The sequence below is a fragment of the Maribacter algarum (ex Zhang et al. 2020) genome (genome assembly GCF_005885635.1).
Classification (GTDB): Bacteria; Bacteroidota; Bacteroidia; order Flavobacteriales; family Flavobacteriaceae; genus Maribacter_C; species Maribacter_C algarum.
Genome location: NZ_VATY01000001.1, coordinates 774,789 through 793,686 on the forward strand (window position 1 = coordinate 774,789; position 18,898 = coordinate 793,686).

At 38.1% G+C, this 18,898-nt stretch carries 16 protein-coding genes; 11 read left to right on the forward strand and 5 right to left on the reverse strand.

Annotated elements, in window-relative coordinates; translation table 11 throughout:
- Window positions 1-11 precede the first annotated feature (11 nt).
- The 3 genes from FEE95_RS03320 to FEE95_RS03330 all read right to left on the reverse strand — a co-directional run bounded on the left by FEE95_RS03320 (window position 12) and on the right by FEE95_RS03330 (window position 3,682).
- Window positions 12-1,829 carry a GNAT family N-acyltransferase gene (locus FEE95_RS03320; RefSeq protein WP_138656405.1) on the reverse strand — a complete coding sequence of 606 codons (1,818 nt, stop codon included), beginning with the start codon at window positions 1,827-1,829 and terminating at the stop codon, window positions 12-14.
- A gap of 120 nt (window positions 1,830-1,949) precedes the next feature.
- Window positions 1,950-3,200 (reverse strand): aspartate kinase, encoded by a 1,251-nt coding sequence (locus FEE95_RS03325; RefSeq protein WP_138656406.1) that lies wholly within the window; start codon window positions 3,198-3,200, stop codon window positions 1,950-1,952.
- A gap of 5 nt (window positions 3,201-3,205) precedes the next feature.
- Complete coding sequence (locus FEE95_RS03330) at window positions 3,206-3,682, reverse strand: GNAT family N-acetyltransferase (protein WP_394347945.1); 477 nt, start codon at window positions 3,680-3,682, stop codon at window positions 3,206-3,208.
- A 111-nt stretch (window positions 3,683-3,793) separates the two neighbouring features.
- Here FEE95_RS03330 and fbp point away from each other — a divergent pair, with 111 nt between their 5' ends.
- The gene (fbp, locus tag FEE95_RS03335; RefSeq protein ID WP_138656408.1) at window positions 3,794-4,804 is read left to right on the forward strand and encodes a class 1 fructose-bisphosphatase; all 1,011 of its coding nucleotides are present in this window, start codon (window positions 3,794-3,796) and stop codon (window positions 4,802-4,804) included.
- A 44-nt stretch (window positions 4,805-4,848) separates the two neighbouring features.
- Here fbp and FEE95_RS03340 read toward each other — a convergent pair whose 3' ends face one another.
- Complete coding sequence (locus FEE95_RS03340) at window positions 4,849-5,280, reverse strand: tellurite resistance TerB family protein (protein WP_138656409.1); 432 nt, start codon at window positions 5,278-5,280, stop codon at window positions 4,849-4,851.
- Between the two features lie 194 nt (window positions 5,281-5,474).
- On the opposite strand from FEE95_RS03340, the gene FEE95_RS03345 reads away from it, so the two are divergent.
- The 10 genes from FEE95_RS03345 to FEE95_RS03390 all read left to right on the forward strand — a co-directional run bounded on the left by FEE95_RS03345 (window position 5,475) and on the right by FEE95_RS03390 (window position 18,205).
- Window positions 5,475-6,503, forward strand: coding sequence for a ligase-associated DNA damage response exonuclease (locus FEE95_RS03345; protein ID WP_138656410.1), 1,029 nt, complete (start codon window positions 5,475-5,477; stop codon window positions 6,501-6,503).
- A gap of 32 nt (window positions 6,504-6,535) precedes the next feature.
- Entirely contained in the window at window positions 6,536-8,158 is a 1,623-nt protein-coding gene (locus FEE95_RS03350) for an ATP-dependent DNA ligase (protein ID WP_138656411.1), read from the forward strand.
- Window positions 8,158-10,626, forward strand: a complete 2,469-nt coding sequence (locus FEE95_RS03355; RefSeq protein WP_138656412.1) for a ligase-associated DNA damage response DEXH box helicase — start codon at window positions 8,158-8,160, stop codon at window positions 10,624-10,626. Before FEE95_RS03350 ends, FEE95_RS03355 begins: the two co-directional genes overlap by 1 nt.
- A gap of 13 nt (window positions 10,627-10,639) precedes the next feature.
- Window positions 10,640-11,281: a ligase-associated DNA damage response endonuclease PdeM gene (gene pdeM / locus FEE95_RS03360; protein ID WP_138656413.1), complete on the forward strand. Its 642-nt coding sequence runs from the start codon at window positions 10,640-10,642 to the stop codon at window positions 11,279-11,281.
- Between the two features lie 77 nt (window positions 11,282-11,358).
- A complete protein-coding gene (locus FEE95_RS03365; protein ID WP_138656414.1) occupies window positions 11,359-12,150 on the forward strand; it encodes a tryptophan-rich sensory protein in 792 nt (263 codons plus the stop codon).
- Window positions 12,151-12,211: 61 nt separating this feature from the next.
- Entirely contained in the window at window positions 12,212-15,601 is a 3,390-nt protein-coding gene (gene mfd, locus FEE95_RS03370) for a transcription-repair coupling factor (protein ID WP_138656415.1), read from the forward strand.
- 66 nt (window positions 15,602-15,667) lie between these two features.
- A complete protein-coding gene (locus FEE95_RS03375; protein WP_138656416.1) occupies window positions 15,668-16,018 on the forward strand; it encodes a tellurite resistance TerB family protein in 351 nt (116 codons plus the stop codon).
- A 104-nt stretch (window positions 16,019-16,122) separates the two neighbouring features.
- Window positions 16,123-16,452, forward strand: a complete 330-nt coding sequence (locus FEE95_RS03380; RefSeq protein WP_138656417.1) for a tellurite resistance TerB family protein — start codon at window positions 16,123-16,125, stop codon at window positions 16,450-16,452.
- Window positions 16,453-16,489: 37 nt separating this feature from the next.
- Window positions 16,490-16,819 (forward strand): hypothetical protein, encoded by a 330-nt coding sequence (locus FEE95_RS03385; RefSeq protein ID WP_138656418.1) that lies wholly within the window; start codon window positions 16,490-16,492, stop codon window positions 16,817-16,819.
- A 63-nt stretch (window positions 16,820-16,882) separates the two neighbouring features.
- Window positions 16,883-18,205: a TlpA family protein disulfide reductase gene (locus tag FEE95_RS03390; RefSeq protein ID WP_138656419.1), complete on the forward strand. Its 1,323-nt coding sequence runs from the start codon at window positions 16,883-16,885 to the stop codon at window positions 18,203-18,205.
- A 3-nt stretch (window positions 18,206-18,208) separates the two neighbouring features.
- Here the strand turns inward: FEE95_RS03390 and FEE95_RS03395 are convergent, their stop codons facing one another.
- On the reverse strand, window positions 18,209-18,868 hold the full coding sequence (locus tag FEE95_RS03395) for an aspartate kinase (protein ID WP_138656420.1): 660 nt from the start codon (window positions 18,866-18,868) through the stop codon (window positions 18,209-18,211).
- Between the last annotated feature and the right edge of the window lie 30 nt (window positions 18,869-18,898).

Below are 18,898 nucleotides of genomic sequence, written 5' to 3' on the forward strand. Positions count from 1 at the left end.
GAAGGAATTGACTAAGCATTCCCGTTCTGGTAAGCCTCGGTAAATTTGCGTTCCAACTCTGCTTGAAACTCTTCCATAACCGGTTTTACTGTACTCTCAGGAAGATCCGCAATTTTGATATACATTAATCCGTCTACCGAGTTATTAAAAAGTGGATCTACATTAAACGCAATCACTTTTGCATTCTGCTTAATATACTTCTTAATCAAAACAGGCAAACGAAGATTACCAGGCTCAACTTCATTAATAAGTCGGTCAAACTTATTTAAATCAGACTGAGTCTCATCGAATACAAATTCTTTATCGGCATCATTCAGCTTCACCTTGAACTCCTTTTTAGGACGGATGTATTGTGCCACATAAGGATCCCAATAATGCGATTTCATAAACTCAATCATAAGGGATTTCGAGAAGTTCGAAAACTGGTTACTGATACTTACACCACCGATTAAATACTTATGCTCAGGATGTCGAAGGGTGGTATGAACAATACCCTTCCAAAGTAAAAATAATGGCATCGGCTTTTGTTGATACTCTTTGATGATATAGGCACGACCCATCTCAATCGACTGTTGCATCATACTAAAAAGTTCAGGCTCAAACCGGAATAAATCCTGCAAGTAAAAACCATCTATTCCGTACTTTGCGAAAATCTCAGCGCCCAGTCCCATGCGGTAGGCTCCAGCAATCACTTTTGCTTGGTTATCCCAAAGAAACATATGATGGTAATAGGCATCAAATTTATCAATGTCAATGGAGTTATTGGTTCCTTCCCCTATCTCACGAAAAGTGATTTCACGTTGTCGCCCTATCTCCTTTAATGTAAATGGCATTTCGTTCGCAGGAGCTAAAAAGACTTCATAGTTCTTGCTCTGCAACATTCTTCTATCCTTTTCAATCAGCTTTTCAATCTCGCCTTCAATCACCTCCGTGCGCACAGCCGTAACAATCTTTCTAGGTTGCTTGGGAAGTTTTAAAGTTGTCGGAATTTGATCTATCAAACGTTCTTTGGCATATGCGTTCGCCAAGATATAGGTCTTCTTTCGAAGCAAATCACCAAAATCTTCGAAGCTACTTTGTTCTTGTTGTGTTTTCACAGTTATGGGCTGCCCAATACGCACCTTTATTGGACGATTCCTTTGCGTATATACTTCAGAAGGTATCTTCGCTGTGCGGAAAATATCACTGATTTTAGCCAAGCGATAAAAAAGCTTACTATTTCGAGCATGAAAGTAAATGGGAACCACGGGCACTTCGGCTTTCCGAATTAGTTTTAAGGCAGCTTCCTCCCATTGCTTATCTACTAAAAGTTTTCCCTCCTTATGCGTTGAAACTTCTCCTGCCGGGAATATCCCCAAAGGATGACCATCTTTTAAATGTTGTAGGGCACTTTTGAAACCGGCAATGCTACTTCTAACATCCTTTCTATCTTCAAATGGATTTACGGGAATAATATAAGGTTCGATGGGCACCATGCGTTGTAATAGAAAATTCGCCATGATTTTATAATCTGACCTTTGACCAAGCAATAGTCTAAAGAGCAGTATGCCATCAATAGCACCCAAGGGATGGTTTGAGATGGTTATGTAAGGTCCCTCTTTGGGCAATCGTTTAAAATCTTCCTCGGGAATCTCAAAGTCAATTTCATAATGCTTGAGAATAGCATCGGCATATTCCTTTGCTTCAAGATGCTTTACACTATCGTAAAATCTGTTGATGCTAGATATTCGAGTAACCTTCATCAAAAACCAGCCGATAAAGGTGCCGAAAAAGCCATACTTATCGAGATTGATGGCTTTGGCCAATTCTTTAGCGGTCACTAAACCCATTCATGATTAATTTAGGTAACGGTAAATATAGGAAAATCCCCATTTGAGGGGTGCATTTTAACACTTTCAAAGACAAGTCCATTTTAAAATGGTTGCCTGCCAAAATGTTAAACCCAGGAATTATTTGATTACAAATTGAACGGTTTCTTTGCCTCGTTGCTCTAGAAGGACTTCATGTCCGTTTAAAAGAGATTCTATTGCTTTGCTATTGAAGTGGCGAATGGTGTATAATGAAACATCCTCTTGACAAGTGACTTTGAATCTACTTTTCAAGTTATTCAGAAGTTCTTCAAGTCTGCCAAATTTGTTATCGACACATACCGAAAAACTAATTGCGGAATTCTGAATTAAATCGACTTTCATCTTATACTCGTGAAACATTTTGAAAAGCTCACTGATACTATCTTCCACGATAAAGGAAAAGTCCAAAGAAGAAAGTTTCATCAACACCTGATTCTTTTTTACTATGAAACAAGGTACTTCCGGTTCGATTCCAATTCCTTTACCAACTGTTGTTCCTGCATTTTTTGGATTAATAAAGGACTTCACATGCAAAGGAATCTCTTTGCCCTGAAGCGGTTGTAAAGTTTTTGGGTGGATAACAGAGGCACCATAAAATGCAAGTTCAATTGCCTCTCGATAAGATATATTATTCAATAATTGGGTTTCTTCGAAATATCTGGGATCAGCATTTAAAACCCCGGGGACATCTTTCCAAATCGTAACCGAACTGGCGTTAAGACAATAGGCTAAAATTGCTGCTGTGTAATCTGAACCTTCTCGGCCTAAAGTTGTGGTAAAATTGTTGTTATCACTACCTAAAAACCCTTGTGTGATATTAAGAATAGTGCGATTTATAATGCTGGAAACATTATTTTGTGTCTTGTCCCAATCTACAGTTGTATCCCTATAACTATCATCAGTTTTTATAAGTTCTCGAACATCTAACCAATTATTCTTCAATCCTATTTCATTCAAATATTCACTAATGATTGAAGTTGAAACCAACTCACCATACCCTACTACTTGGTCATATACAAAGTTGTAGTTTGGCGATTTGTTCCAAGCCAAAAACCCTTGTACTTCATCAAAAAGTGCTTTCACTTTTTTAAAAATAGGATGCTTGTCATTTGGGAATAATTGTGACAAAATAGTATTGTGATAGTTGACCACCTCTTGAACAGAATTCGCAATCTCAATTTTATCATTGAAATATGCATCGACCACAGCTTCCATCGCATTTGTGGTCTTTCCCATGGCAGATACAACGACTAAGGTGTTTTCATGCCCTACTTCTTGTAAAACCTTTGCAACATTTTTAACCCCATCCGCATCTTTAACCGATGCTCCTCCAAATTTGAATACTCTCATAAATACTATCTATTCTCTAAAAAAGCTTGCATTCCCTTTTCATCAAGCTGAACCACATCCCAGTCGCGCATTACACGCGCACCTTTCTTTTCATAAAAGGTTATAGCGGGTTCATTCCAATCAAGCACTTCCCAACTGATACGTTTTACACCTAAGCTGTTTCCATATTTGACGACTTCAGTTAGTAATGCGCTGCCCAAACCACTTCCTCTCATTTGCTCCGTGACAATCAAGTCTTCCAAGTGAATAACCGGACCTTTCCAAGTAGAGTATCTTGGATAAACCAAGGCCATTCCGACAATTGAATCATCTGTTTCAGCAACAAAGCACTGAAAAAGTTTTTCGTTACCAAAACCATCTCTAATAAGGTCTTCGGAAGATACTTCTACTGCATTGACTTCCTTTTCGAAAGATGCCAATTCTTGAATAAGATGTAATACCTGTGGCATGTCATCTGCCCTTGCTTCTCGAATTCTGTACATAATTGTTACAAATAAAACACGAAGTTATAAATTTAAACAATGAAACTAATGGTAAAGCGTTATAGTTTCACAAAATAGGTGATCTTTGCATCAAAATAAACAAACCCATAAATGTTACGTAAAAAGAATAAGACACTAGGAGAATTTATTATTGAAAATCAATCTTCTTTTCAATATTCTTCAGGTGAACTTTCTAAACTCATCAATGCTATTCGTCTGGCGGCCAAAGTTGTAAACCATGAAGTAAATAAGGCTGGTCTTGTAGATGTGTTGGGAGCAGCAGGAGACACCAATATTCAAGGCGAGGATCAGCAAAAATTAGATGTTCTTGCTAATGAAAAGTTCATTCAAACACTTAAAAACAGGGAGATTGTTTGCGGAATCGCCTCTGAAGAAGAAGATGATTTTATTAGTATTAATAGTAACGATGAGCAACATCAAAATAAGTACGTGGTTTTAATAGATCCTTTGGATGGATCATCGAATATTGATGTAAATGTATCTGTGGGAACTATTTTCTCCATCTACAGAAGGGTTACTCCTGTCGGAACTCCTGTTACTCTAGAAGATTTTCTGCAACCCGGAAATCAACAAGTTGCCGCTGGCTATGTGGTCTATGGAACATCGACCATGTTGGTGTATACCACAGGAGATGGTGTTAACGGATTTACATTAAACCCAGCGATTGGAACTTTTTATCTTTCTCATCCTAATATGCAATTTCCTGAAAAGGGTAAAATATACTCTGTCAATGAAGGCAATTATGTGCATTTTCATCGAGGTGTAAAAGACTACATCAAATATTGCCAACAGGAGGAAGACGACCGGCCTTACACCTCTAGATACATTGGTTCTTTGGTATCTGATTTTCATAGAAACATGATTAAAGGTGGTATTTATATGTACCCTAAAAGCAGCGTCACGCAAAGCGGAAAGCTTCGTTTATTATATGAGTGTAACCCTATGGCTTTTATTGCTGAGCAGGCTAATGGCTTGGCCATTGGTGGCAAATCACGTATAATGGATATTCAACCAACAGAATTACATCAAAGAGTACCCTTTTTCTGCGGAAGTAGAAAGATGGTAGAAAAGCTTCAAGAGTTTTTAGAGAAATATCATTAAAAAAGGGGAGCAATTGCTCCCCTTTTTTCTGAATGTTTTAAAGCTTAGCGGTTCATATTTTTTATCTCATCGATAAAATTATCTTCATCAACACCAGCATGAACAAGTTTCAAAGCTTTGTCAACCACATAGTTTACATTGGCGGTTGAAAATCCAAGTCCTACACACAAACGTTCAAGCATAGTGGTCTGACGCTCCCCCAGCTCATCATCTGCATATACCATACGTGCTAAATCATATAAACGTTCTAATCTACGGTCGTAGCTACTTGGCGGATTCACCGGATGGCTCATGTAGTCTTTTAATATCTCTTTGTAATCACCATCAGAAATATCTAGTTTTCGCGCCAGCCTATCTAAAAAGGCTTGCTCGTCTTCAGTAATTACACCGTCACTCATGGCTACACGAACAATAGCGGCAAAATGGTCTTGATTTCTTTTGCGAAATCCACTATCAAAAAAATCTGCAATCGACATATTTCTAATTTTTAACGTGGCAAATATAATTTTTTTCAGGGGGATAATTTATATTCCCAGCAACTTTGTTTTAAGGATAAACTCCATCAATGCAAACCCCTAATTTTTAGTTTTAGAATCACCCTGATATGTAACGTCGAGCCTCTCAAAACTTAAATCTCGATTATCGAGCAAATTTGTAACTTCACGTTGCTATGAGAAAACCGCTTTTAGAATTTACTGATAAGGGTATTTATTGCAGTGCAGCAATGGTGTATTTAGACCCCTGGAAACCTGTTGATAGGGCCATTATCACCCATGGTCATGCAGATCACAGCCGATATGGGCATCGCCAATATATTACGCATCACAATAATATGCCTATTATCTCACATCGTCTTGGGGAAATTAACGTTTTGGGCAAGAATTGGGGCGAGACATTTTTGATCAACAATGTAAAATTTAGTCTACATCCTGCGGGTCATATTATTGGCTCTTCTCAAATACGAGTGGAGTACAAAGGTGAAGTTTGGGTCTTTACAGGAGATTACAAAACTGAAAATGATGGTTTTACCACGCCTTATGAAGTGGTTAAATGTGATACTTTTATTACGGAATGTACCTTTGGATTACCTGCTTTCAAATGGATACCCCAAAAAGAAGTTTTTCAAGATATAAATCAATGGTGGGCTGAAAATCAGGCTGAAGGGAAAACATCAATTCTATTTGGTTATAGTCTGGGAAAGGCACAGCGCCTTTTGAAATACCTAAATCCGGAAATCGGAAAAATCTATACTCATGGTGCCATTGAAAATATGACAAATGTGCTGCGACCGATGGTAGAATTTCCAGAAACCAACCTAATCACGCGAGAAACTAAAAAGGAAGAACTTTTAGGTAATCTAGTTCTAGCGCCGCCAAGTGCTCATGGTAGTACATGGATTCGTAAAATGGTACCTTATGTAACCGCTTCTGCAAGCGGATGGATGACATTTCGCGGTGCCCGAAGAAGACGAGCAATAGATAAAGGTTTTGTGCTCAGCGACCATTGCGATTGGCAAGGATTATTGGATAGTATCAAAGCTACTGGTGCTGAAAAGGTAATTTGCACACATGGGTATTCAGAAATCTTCTCTAGATATCTTAGAGAACAGGGCTACGATGCCAGAACAGAAGAAACCCAATACGAAGGGGAATTAAACGAGTTAAATGCTACAAAAGAAGAATCTGTGGCGATGAATTAATCAGCTAGTAGGACATCACTCGCAATGAGCCCATGAAAAATTTCGCACAACTTATTAAAACCCTCGATAGTACCAACAAGACGAACCTTAAAGTAAAGGCACTTTCAGAATACTTCAAAATTGCAAATGACAAAGACAAGGTTTGGACGATTGCCATTCTTTCGCACCGTCGCCCACCTAGACCTGTAAATACTACCCTTTTAAGAGAATGGGCTTCCCAACTTTCCAACATCCCACTTTGGCTTTTTGAAGAGAGTTATCATATCGTTGGTGATTTAGCGGAGACTATTGCTTTAATTATTCCATCCAAGAAATCATCCACAGAAAAAACCTTGACTCAATTTCTTGAAGAAATGATTGCACTCAAAAAGAAAACTGACGAAGAAAAGCAAGCCTATCTTTTTGAAAACTGGGAATGTCTTGATTACTACGAACGCTTCGTTTTTACAAAGCTCATTACAGGGGGCTTTCGAATTGGTGTAAGTCAAAAGTTAATGACCAGGGCACTTTCAAAAGCTACTCAAATCGACGAAGATATTCTGGCATATAAACTCATGGGCAATTGGGATCCCAACAGTATCACTTTCAAGGAGTTAGTTTTAGAAGAGAATGAAAGTGATTACCTCTCTAAACCCTATCCCTTCTATTTGGCTTATGCTATTGAAAAAGAAGTTGAGGATTTAGGCGAGGTTTCTGATTGGTCCGCCGAGCATAAGTGGGATGGTATTCGCTCACAAGTCATTCTTCGAAACGATGAACTATTTGTTTGGAGTCGCGGCGAAGAATTGGTCACTGACAAATACCCGGAATTCGAAGCTTTTATAAGAACAATTCCTAACGGGACTGTTATCGACGGAGAAATTCTACCCTACCTCAACGATCAAATTGGAACATTTAATGACCTACAAACTCGCATCGGTCGCAAGAAAGTTTCAAAAGCTTTATTGGAAAAAGTACCGGTCATCCTTAAAGCATATGATTTACTAGAATGGGAAGGCAAAGACCTACGCAATCGACCATTTATAGAAAGAAGACAACTATTGGAGAAATTGTATTCAGCTGTTAGTTCGAGTGGAGTCGAGAAGCCCTTACACCTATCCAAAACCATGCACTTCACCTCCTGGAAGGAGGTCGCCCAAGAACGCGATCTTGCAAGGGAAATGCATAGCGAAGGACTCATGTTAAAACGTAGAGATTCACCCTATCTAGTGGGAAGAAAAAAAGGAGATTGGTGGAAGTGGAAAGTCGACCCCTTGACCATAGATGCCGTTCTTACCTATGCCATGCGAGGTCACGGTCGAAGAAGCAATCTCTTCACGGATTACACCTTTGCTCTCTGGGATGAAAAGAAAAACGGAGAAAAAGAACTAGTAACTTTCGCAAAAGCCTACTCCGGTTTAACCGATGCCGAATTTCGGAAGGTAGATACATGGATTAAAAAAAACACCCTAGAACGTTTTGGTCCCGTGCGCTCGGTCACACCATATCACGTTTTTGAAATCGCTTTTGAGGGCATAGCTTTCTCAAAGCGGCATAAAAGTGGTATCGCAACCCGCTTTCCTAGAATATTACGTTGGCGGCAAGACAAGAATATTCATGAAGCCAATTCTTTGAATGACTTACGAAAACAAATACCTGGTGAACCTCAAAAATAATGACTAGAGACCAACTATATGATATTGCAGCATCTTGGTTTCAATCACAAGATTGGGAACCTTTCCCCTTCCAAAAACAAACTTGGAAAGCATTTCTACAAGGCAAACACGGACTTCTAAATGCACCTACGGGAAGCGGAAAAACCTATGCACTTTGGTTTCCTATTGTTCTGAATTACATAAAGAAAAATCCTGAATACAAAAAGAAGCATAAAAAGGGATTAAAAGCAATTTGGATAACACCGCTACGAGCTTTATCCCACGAAATCAAACAATCTGCAGAACAAGTTGCTACGGATTTAGGAACTCAAATGACCGTCGCTATTCGCTCAGGTGACACTTCAACGAAAGAGCGCGCTAGGCAGAAAAAGCAAATGCCTGATTTGTTGATTACAACTCCCGAAAGCCTACAATTGCTTTTGGCAACCAAAGGTTACGACAAGATTTTCAAAAACTGTTCGGCAATAGTGGTTGATGAATGGCATGAATTGCTCGGCACGAAACGTGGTGTACAAATGGAATTGGGTCTCTCTCGCCTTCGTACCATTTCAAAAAACCTTCGAATTTGGGGCATCTCCGCCACTATCGGTAATCTTGAACAAGCGCGACAAGTTTTACTAGGTCCAAGTTCACAGGCCCTGGAAAAGTCCATCATGATTAAGGCAAATCTTAAAAAGAAGATTACGGTTAAAAGTATTATTCCAAAAGAGATGGAAACGTTTCCTTGGCGAGGCCATTTGGGTATACGTTTGTTGGAAGATGTAGTTCCGATTATCAATGCAAGTAAAACGACTTTGCTTTTTACAAACACCAGAAGTCAATGCGAAATTTGGTTTCAAAAGATTTTAGAAAAGCATCCTGAATATGCAGGTGAAATTGCCATGCATCATGGAAGTATCAATAAAGAAACTCGGGTTTGGGTTGAAAATGCGATTCGTAATGAAAGTTTAAAAGCAGTAGTTTGTACTTCAAGTCTGGATTTAGGTGTCGATTTTGCACCTGTTGAAACCGTAGTTCAAATTGGTGGTCCCAAAGGAATTGCCCGTTTTTTACAACGTGCCGGAAGAAGTGGTCACAGACCGGGGAAAGAAAGTGTGATTTACTTTCTCCCTACACATGCCATTGAACTTGTCGAAGCTTCTGCCTTGCAGCAAGCAGTTAAACAAAGAGCGGTGGAAGACCGAATGCCCTACTTAAACAGCTATGATGTCTTGCTCCAATATCTGACCACTTTAGCGATTTCTGATGGATTCTACCCTGAAGAAATCTATCAAGAAATCAAACAAACGTTCTGCTACCAAGCGGTTTCAGAAGACCAATGGCAATGGCTGTTAAACTTCTTGGTCATGGGAAGTCAAAGTTTACAATCATACGATGAATACAAAAAGGTTGAAGTTGAGGAAGATGGAAAATTCAAAGTCAATAATCGGGGAGTAGCCATGCGACATCGTTTTCAAATCGGAACAATTGTTGGTGACGCCAACCTTACGGTTCGCTATCAAAAAGGCGGATACATAGGTACTATTGAAGAATATTTTATTTCGAAACTAAAGGCTGGTGATGTATTTACGTTTGCTGGAAGAAATCTGGAATTCCTTCGTATCAAAGAAATGCAGGTTCACGTTCGAAATTCAAGTAAAAAGACCAATAAAGTCCCAGCTTGGGGCGGTGGTCGTATGACCCTTTCAGCACAGATGTCAAAATTGCTTCGGGAAGAACTATATACAGTAAGCTTAGATAAAAAGGACCAATCAAAAGAAATTAAGTCTTTGTTACCCATGTTCAATCAGCAGCGATTTGAAAGTATCGTACCAAGACCCGATGAATTTCTAATCGAAACTTTTAAAACCCGCGATGGTTATCACCATCTCTTTTATCCTTTCGAGGGTAGGTTTGTGCATGAGGCTATGGGAAGTTTGCTAGGCTATCGCATAAGCTTGCTGTCTCCAATTACATTTTCCTTAGCCTTTAATGACTACGGATTCGAATTGCTCTCCGATAAAGAAATAGACATACAACAAGTGATTGACAACAATTTATTCTCCACCGAATTTATGCTCGATGATTTACAAAAGAGTTTGAACTCCACAGAAATGGCGCGACGTAAATTCCGTGATATTGCGGTTATTAGTGGAATGGTTTTTACGGGGTATCCAGACAAAGGAGTTAAGATGAAACACTTGCAAAGTAGCTCACAATTGCTCTTTAATGTGTTTCGTGATTATGAGAATGATAATCTGCTTTACCAGCAAGCTTTTACCGAAACCTTCGAGCATCAATTGGAAGAAGGTAGATTACGTATTTCACTTGAGCGTATTGCTACGCAAGAAATCGTTTGGAAATCGTGTTCAAAACCCACGCCCTTTTCATTTCCATTGATCACTGACCGTATGAGTCGTGAAAAACTTTCAAGCGAAAAATTAGCCGACCGCATCAAAAGAATGGCCGCGATTTTGACAAAGAAATAAGTATTTTTGAGCAATGACGCTGCCCATTAAAATTCAAGACCATACGTTTATCATGCATCCTTCTGGAGTATTGTTTTGGGAGGAAAAATCAATGCTTATTATTAGCGATGTGCATCTGGGAAAAGTCTCTCATTTTCGAAAATTTGGTGCAGCTGTTCCACAAAAAGCAGTCCTAAAGAACTTTGAATTAATGAATGAAGCCATTGCTTTTTTCTATCCAAAAACTATTTGTTTTTTAGGAGATTTGTTCCATTCATCCGTCAATAAAGAATGGGAGTTGTTCGAAAAATGGGTAGCACAAACTTCATCAGAACTCATTTTGGTTGAAGGCAATCACGATATTATTTCACCTTTAAAATATGAGAAATTAGGAGTTCAAGTGGTGCCAGAAATTGAATCAAATGGATTTCTTTTCACACATCATCCTGAAGAAAGAAAAGGATATTTTAATTTCTCTGGACACATTCATCCGGCAGTTCGTCTTCGCGGTGCCGGAAGACAAACTTTACGACTGCCCTGCTTTTTCAAGAGTAGCAATCAAATGATTGTTCCTGCATTCGGAGAGTTTACAGGAAACCACACCTTAAAACCTTCTAAAAAAAACGAGGTCTTTGCAGTTACAAAAGAATCCGTTTTTCAAGTTGACTTAGGATAATCCTTCTTCTAAACAACTTTTCATTCAAGAGTATTCCAGTGACTTAAATAGTTGTATTTTTAACAAAAATGCTTCTAATGAAAAAGCGATTCGCTATTCTTAACTTGGTTTCCGTAGTCATTGTGATTGCCATTAACTATATATCACAAGCCATTCGAATTAACGAAACTACCATTGGCGAAGTAAGTAATAAATACTTCAATCTATTCACACCAGCAAGCTATGCTTTTGCCATTTGGGGACTCATTTTTTTGGCACTATTAGCCTATGGAATCTACCAAGTCAAAATGGCATTTTTTAGTGATAAAGCATCCGATTTTATCGAAAAAACGGGTTATTGGTTCGTAATTACAAATCTTTTAAACTGTGTTTGGGTTTTTGTTTTCGCCTATGATTATACTTGGCTATCGGTAATCGTTATGTTGGCAATTCTTCTTTGTTTGCTGAAAATTATTCGGAACAACAATATGAATATTGTATCGGTCTCCCGATCAACAATCGTATTTGGCTGGTTGCCTATTGGCATCTATAGCGGTTGGATTGCGGTGGCTACTATTGCAAACGTAGCCGCCTACTTAAGTAAACTAAATTGGGACGGCTCCTTCTTCTCAGAACAACAATGGACAGTAATTATGATGGCCATCGCGACACTCGTAAATATTATTATGGTTTGGAAACGAAATATGCGTGAATTTGCCTTTGTAGGAATCTGGGCTTTATTTGCAATTTATATTCGACACAATGGAAACATCGATGCCCTAGCGAATATGGCACTAACTTGCAGCATTATTTTAACACTTGTAATCATAGCTCATATTGTTCAGAACAAAAAGACCAATCCGTTTTTAAACTCGAAAGCGAGTTCTTAAAAATAGCATGGTAGGTTAGCCCAATTGGGCAATCGGACTTATATTTGCAAAAATTTTACGGTTGGTTAAAACCCCGATTTCCGAGTTCTTTGCACAGTCTCCGCAACTGCTGAAACTGCGAAATGCTATTGCCAAAAGTGAAACTTCCACTCCGGTTAGATACCATTTAAAGGGACTTGCAGGCTCTTCAATTTCTTTTGTATTGTCAGAAACTTTCAAACAAACGGAAGCCCCTTTCCTTTTGGTGTTCAATGATAAAGAAGAGGCTGCCTATCACCTCAATGACCTTGAGCAATTGACTGGTGAGAATGATGTGTTATTTTATCCAGGGAGTTATCGTAGACCCTATCAAATCGAGGAAACCGACAATGCCAATGTATTGCTACGGGCTGAGGTTCTAAATCGTATTAATTCTCGAAAGAAACCTGCGATTATCGTCACCTATCCCGATGCACTTTTTGAAAAAGTAGTTACACGAAGAGAGCTTGAAAAGAATACCCTTAAAATAAAATTAGAGGATACCCTTTCGTTGGATTTCCTCAATGAGGTCCTCTTCGAATATCAGTTTAAAAGGGTTGATTTTGTAACAGAACCCGGAGAGTTTTCAGTACGAGGCGGAATAGTGGATGTTTTTTCCTTTTCAAATGATGAACCCTATCGTATAGAGTTCTTCGGCGATGAAGTAGATAGTATTCGAACCTTTGATGTTGAGACACAGCTTTCAACTGACAAAGTGAAAAAGATTACAATCATTCCGAATGTTGCTAATAAATTTTTGGAAGAAAAGCGAGAGAGTTTTCTAAAATACATATCTCCTAAAACCATTGTTTTCGCCAAGAATACCGAAATGCTATTTGACCGTTTGGATGATTTCTTTAAGAAGGCGAAAGAGGCATTTTCAAAACTATCTGAGGATATCAAACACGCCAAGCCCGAGGAGTTGTTCTTAAATTCGACTCAGTTTAAAAAGCAGTTAAAGGATTTTGGATTGGTCACGTTTGGTGTTGGAGAATCGCTGAAACCAATTGAAGGTTACGAAATTACCTTTCGAACCAAACCTCAACCTTCTTTCAATAAAAAGTTTGATTTACTAATTGACAACCTTAATGTCAATCATCGAAATGGCTATAGCAATTTTATCTATTGCGCCACAGACCAGCAAGCCAAACGATTTCATGACATTTTTGAGGAAGTTGAAACGCAGGTTCATTATAAAACAATTGTCTTTTCCTTACATCAGGGATTTATTGATGACGACTTAAAACTTGTCTGCTATACGGATCATCAAATTTTTGAGCGGTATCATAAATTCAGTTTGAAAAATGGCTATGCAAAGAAACAAGCCATAACGCTTAAAGAACTTAACAAACTTGAAATTGGGGATTATGTCACCCATATCGACCATGGCATTGGAAAGTTTGGAGGGCTTCAAAAAATAGATGTAGAAGGCAAGAAGCAAGAGGCCATCAAATTAATGTACGGAGAACGTGATATCTTATATGTCAGCATTCACTCACTTCACAAGATTTCCAAATTTAATGGAAAGGATGGAGCCGTGCCTAAAATCTACAAACTTGGTTCAGCAGCCTGGAAGAAAATCAAACAGAAAACCAAATCGAGGGTCAAAAAAATAGCTTTCGATTTGATTAAAGTATATGCGAAAAGAAGACTTCAAAAAGGCTTCCAGTATGATCCAGACGGGTATTTACAGCATGAACTGGAAGCTTCATTTATTTACGAAGACACTCCCGACCAAAGCAAAGCAACTGAAGACATCAAACGGGATATGGAAAGCGAACGGCCCATGGATCGTTTAATCTGTGGTGATGTTGGCTTTGGAAAAACCGAGGTGGCCATTCGAGCTGCTTTTAAAGCAGTGGCTAATGGAAAACAAGTCGCGGTGCTCGTGCCGACAACTATTTTGGCTTTCCAACATAACAAAACATTCAAAGAGCGACTAAAAGAAATGCCGGTAACGGTGGATTACCTGAATCGTTTTCGAACAACAAAAGAACGTCGATTAACCTTAGAAAAACTAGAGGCAGGCAAGGTAGATATTATTATTGGAACACATCAGTTAGTAAACAAAAATGTAAAGTTCAAAGACTTAGGCTTACTTATTGTTGATGAAGAACAAAAGTTTGGAGTTTCTGTAAAGGATAAATTAAAATCCATCAAAGAGAATGTTGATGTGCTGACCTTGACCGCAACACCAATACCTAGGACATTACAATTCAGCTTGATGGCGGCAAGGGATTTATCTGTAATTAATACACCCCCGCCCAACCGTTATCCCATTGAGAGTCAAGTAATCCGTTTTGGGGAAGAAGTTATTCGTGATGCGGTCACCTACGAAATTCAGCGTGGTGGTCAAGTATTCTTCATTCACAACAGAATCGAGAACATTAAAGAGGTTGCTGGAATGATACAGCGCTTGGTCCCAGATGCGAAAGTCGGTATCGGACATGGCCAAATGGAAGGTAAAAAACTTGAGACCCTTATGCTAGCATTTATGAATGGGGAATTTGATGTGCTTGTATCTACCACTATAGTCGAAAGCGGGCTCGATGTGACCAATGCCAATACCATTTTCATTAACAACGCAAACAATTTTGGCCTAAGCGATTTACATCAGATGCGGGGTCGCGTAGGTCGAAGTAACAAGAAGGCCTTCTGTTATTTTATAACACCTCCTTATGACGTCATGACCAATGATGCGCGAAAACGAATTCAAGCTTTGGAACAATTCACAGAACTGGGAAGCGGTTTTAATATCGCCATGAAAGATTTGGAAATTCGAGGCGCTGGAGACCTCTTAGGAGGTGAACAAAGTGGGTTTATCAATGAGATTGGCTTTGATGCGTATCAAAAGATATTGGCAGAAGCGATTGATGAACTGAAAGAAAACGAGTTTAAAGAACTTTATGAGGAAGTTGAAGGGCATCAAGAAAAAACATTCTTGAAGGATTCACAATTGGATACGGACTTTGAACTACTATTTCCCGATGATTATATCAATAATGTTACAGAGCGCTTGAACCTCTACACTTTGCTCAATCAGGTAAAAGATGAAGAAGGACTGGCAAAATATGAAACCGAGCTTATAGACCGTTTCGGGGAATTACCAGTCGAAGCAGATGATCTCTTGAATTCAGTTCGCATCAAGTGGATTACTACGAGTATTGGTTTGGAAAAAGTAATACTTAAAAAAGGAAAGCTCATTGGGTATTTTATTTCGGACCAACAATCTGATTTTTATCAGAGTCCAAATTTTACAAAGGTTTTGCAGTTTGTACAAAGCCATAGTTCTATCTGTAAAATGAAAGAAAAGCAAACCCGCAACGGGCTTCGACTATTACTAGTCTTCGAGGGTATAGAATCTATAGAAAAAGCTTTAGAGGCATTAGGCCCTCTTAAAATTTCGAACACGAGCTCATCTTCCATACACTAGAAGTTATTATTAGATAAACAATTTGTAGTTTTTTCGTACGTTAGTAGCTGTATAAACCTACTTATTATGGCTTCAGCAAATACACTTAAATTCAATATTCCAGAAAAATTGGCACTTGTAAAGATGATTTACTCGGTAATTATCGCTGATCGCGTAGTCCATAAAAAAGAGATTCAGCGAATGACCGACCTCACCCAGCGTCTTAATTTTGACACTAGCTTTATTGAGCAAGCTCAAACCCTGAATACTGATGAAAGTCTTGCTATACTAGACGATATGCAAAAGCAGAAGAAACAAGCCGTTGGTCAGATACTACATGAAGTAGCCAAAACTGATGGCTTCATGCATGATAACGAGATGAGCTTTCTATTGAACATTTTTGGAACAATTGGTATTGGCGCGGATGATGTACACTAATTCTTTAATAATATCATTTATAAACTTAATTGGAAATAGCTCATTTGTAGTTTTTACATTTATTTGTTTAATTTCGTCGCATTCTAACCCCACAATTAGAAGCTATGACACTTTCAACCATTGGCTTTTCCCTAGCCGAAAAATTGGCTATTGTAAAAGCTTTGGATTCTCTAATACTCGCCGATGGCCATGTTCATAATGCAGAGATTACCATGATGAGTTCGTTAATGAGTTATTTAGACTTTGATAGTAACTTTCTTGTTCAAGCCAGAAACCTTACCATAATTCGGTCCAACATAGTCCTTGATAAGATGTCAAGAGAGAAGAAGATAGTTTTAGCGCAAATCTTAAAAGACATGGCTAAAGTTGATGGCTTTGTACACAAAAAAGAAACAGAAGTGATTTCAAATTTCTGTAAAGAAATTAAAATTTAAGACTAAATAGGATAACCATGCCTTAAAAACACCAACCATGAAATTCACTCAAGATGAAAAATTAGCGGTTGCCAGCACCGTTATTGCAGTAATAAAGGCTGATAAACTTTTACATATGGGTGAAATAAAGTTCATGGAGCGGCTGAAAAAACAAATTGGGATTGATATACCAACCGTTGAAGCTGCCGACGATTTAGATAGGGATTCAGCGCTAGTTACACTTCACAAAATGACCTATCAGAAAAAGAAAGCTTTGGTCAAAATTTTAAGGGAGGCCGCTATTTCTGATGATTTTCTTCACGAGACCGAGATGGATTTGATTTTACAAACTTTTAGTAATATTGGTTTAGGCGAAGAATTAGATTGATACTCCCAATTAAGTATATTTTAGATTTTGTAGTTTGGCCTAACTTTTGAACTTTCAATAAATATGCGCAAAACTTTTTTTATAATCACTTTCCTTATCACTTTTTCCATAAAAGGGCAGCATCTAATTTCTGGAACATTTTCACCGGCAAAAGAGTATAGCTGGATAATTGCCTACCATCTAAAACCAGGCACCCAGGTATATGTTGCAGATACCGCTATCAAGAATGGTGAATTCAGTCTAAAACTTCCAGAAAAATCAACTGAAGGCACATACCGATTGGTATATGCTGTACCTCAGGAGGAGTTCTATTTTGATGTAATATATAACGGAAATGAAGATATAAAACTTACTTTTGATAGCACTCAAGGCTTAACGTTTACTGAGTCTAAGGAAAATATACTATTTGGTACGTATTTCAATGAAATGAATGTACTTGAGCGTGAAATGATTTCATTCTATTCCAATGGCTCAACAGATGTAAATACCTATCAAGAATTACTCAAAAAATACCAAAAAGTACAGGAATCCTATGAGAAAAAGTCTGAAGAATTAACTGCAAATCAATTTATAAAAGCAAACAAGCCTTACATTCCAACTGAGTATGAACCAATACAAGATTATGTTCGTAATCGAAAGAAATCCTACTTTGAAAATTTAGATTTAACAAATTCCACTTTACAAGCATCTGGTTTTCTCACGGATAAATTGGCAAACTATGTTTTTACTGCACTTCCTTTAGACCAACTTGAGAAAGCCGAAACAGAAAAAGAAATCCAAGCTAATATTACTACGATTTATGAAAAATTAAAGGGTGTTTCAGACACTTATGCTTTTCATGTGCTCTATACACTTTGGACACAAAGTTCTGGAAGTGACTTTAATGATACCTCAGATTTCATTTACAACACCTATTTAAAACCCTCAAAAGTAGCTTCTGCAAACAAAGATATCATTGACAAAATAGAAATTTATAACCGTCTTCGCATTGGAGTTGTTCCCCCGGAGATAAGCTGGAAAAATGGTGATACGCAAGAAAAACTAAGCACTCTGAAAAGTTCAAAAAATTACTTATTGGTTTTCTGGAGCAGTACATGTGGTCATTGCCTCAAAGAGCTTCCTGCACTACATGAAGAATTAAAGGAAAATAAGAATGTAAAAGTAATCGCCGTAGGTCTTGAGGATGACGAGGTATCGTGGAATATTGAATCTAGCAAATTGGAAAATTTCGAACATGCAATTGCCTTGGGGAAATGGGATAGTGAATATGCCCAATTGTATGATATACATGCAACTCCTACATATTTCATCTTGGACGAGAATAAGAAAATTATTGCGAAGCCAGATACTGACAGAGAAGTCATTTCCTTTTTACGAGAAAATTAAAACCTAAAGAGTTTTTAAATCCTTTATCGTTTTAAATGCGATGTCCACTTGATTATCATCAACAAGAATGGTAAACTCATTGGTTGTGGATATTACTTCATAAAGTACAATACCCTCCCAAGCTAGGCGCTGGAAAATAAAGTAATATATACCGGGTACGGAAACATTTTCAGCAGGAAGTTTGACAGTTATAGAAGAAAGTTCTTCAGCTTTTTGAGTACATTTTTCCGCTCTGAACAAATCCTCAACTGTATTGTCCATTACATTGCTGATAACAATATTTATCTCATTTACACCTCTAGAAGAGGTATAAAAGACATCTTGATTCTCATTGATAGCCTCCAAAAGTTTAGCTTGTTGTACTAAAATAGTATCAGAAGCCAAAAAAGTATAGTCCGATAGTGAGGACCTAACTGTTATTTCCCCGATATTCTTTAGAACCTTTATAATCTTGTGCGTAGCTCGAAACTCTAGGTCATCGGATAGGCGTTTAAGTGCCATCACAATGGCTCCGTTTCGGATATCCTTACCAAGTTCTTCCTCGATTTCAGGTTTGACAATTCTTGAAAGTGAAGTTAGGTTGATGATTCCCTGTGCCAATGCGCTTTGTAGAAAGGGCTTTTTCTTGATGTATTGCTCTACGACTGATGAAATTGTTTTCATTTTGATTGATTTTATAACAAAAATAACATA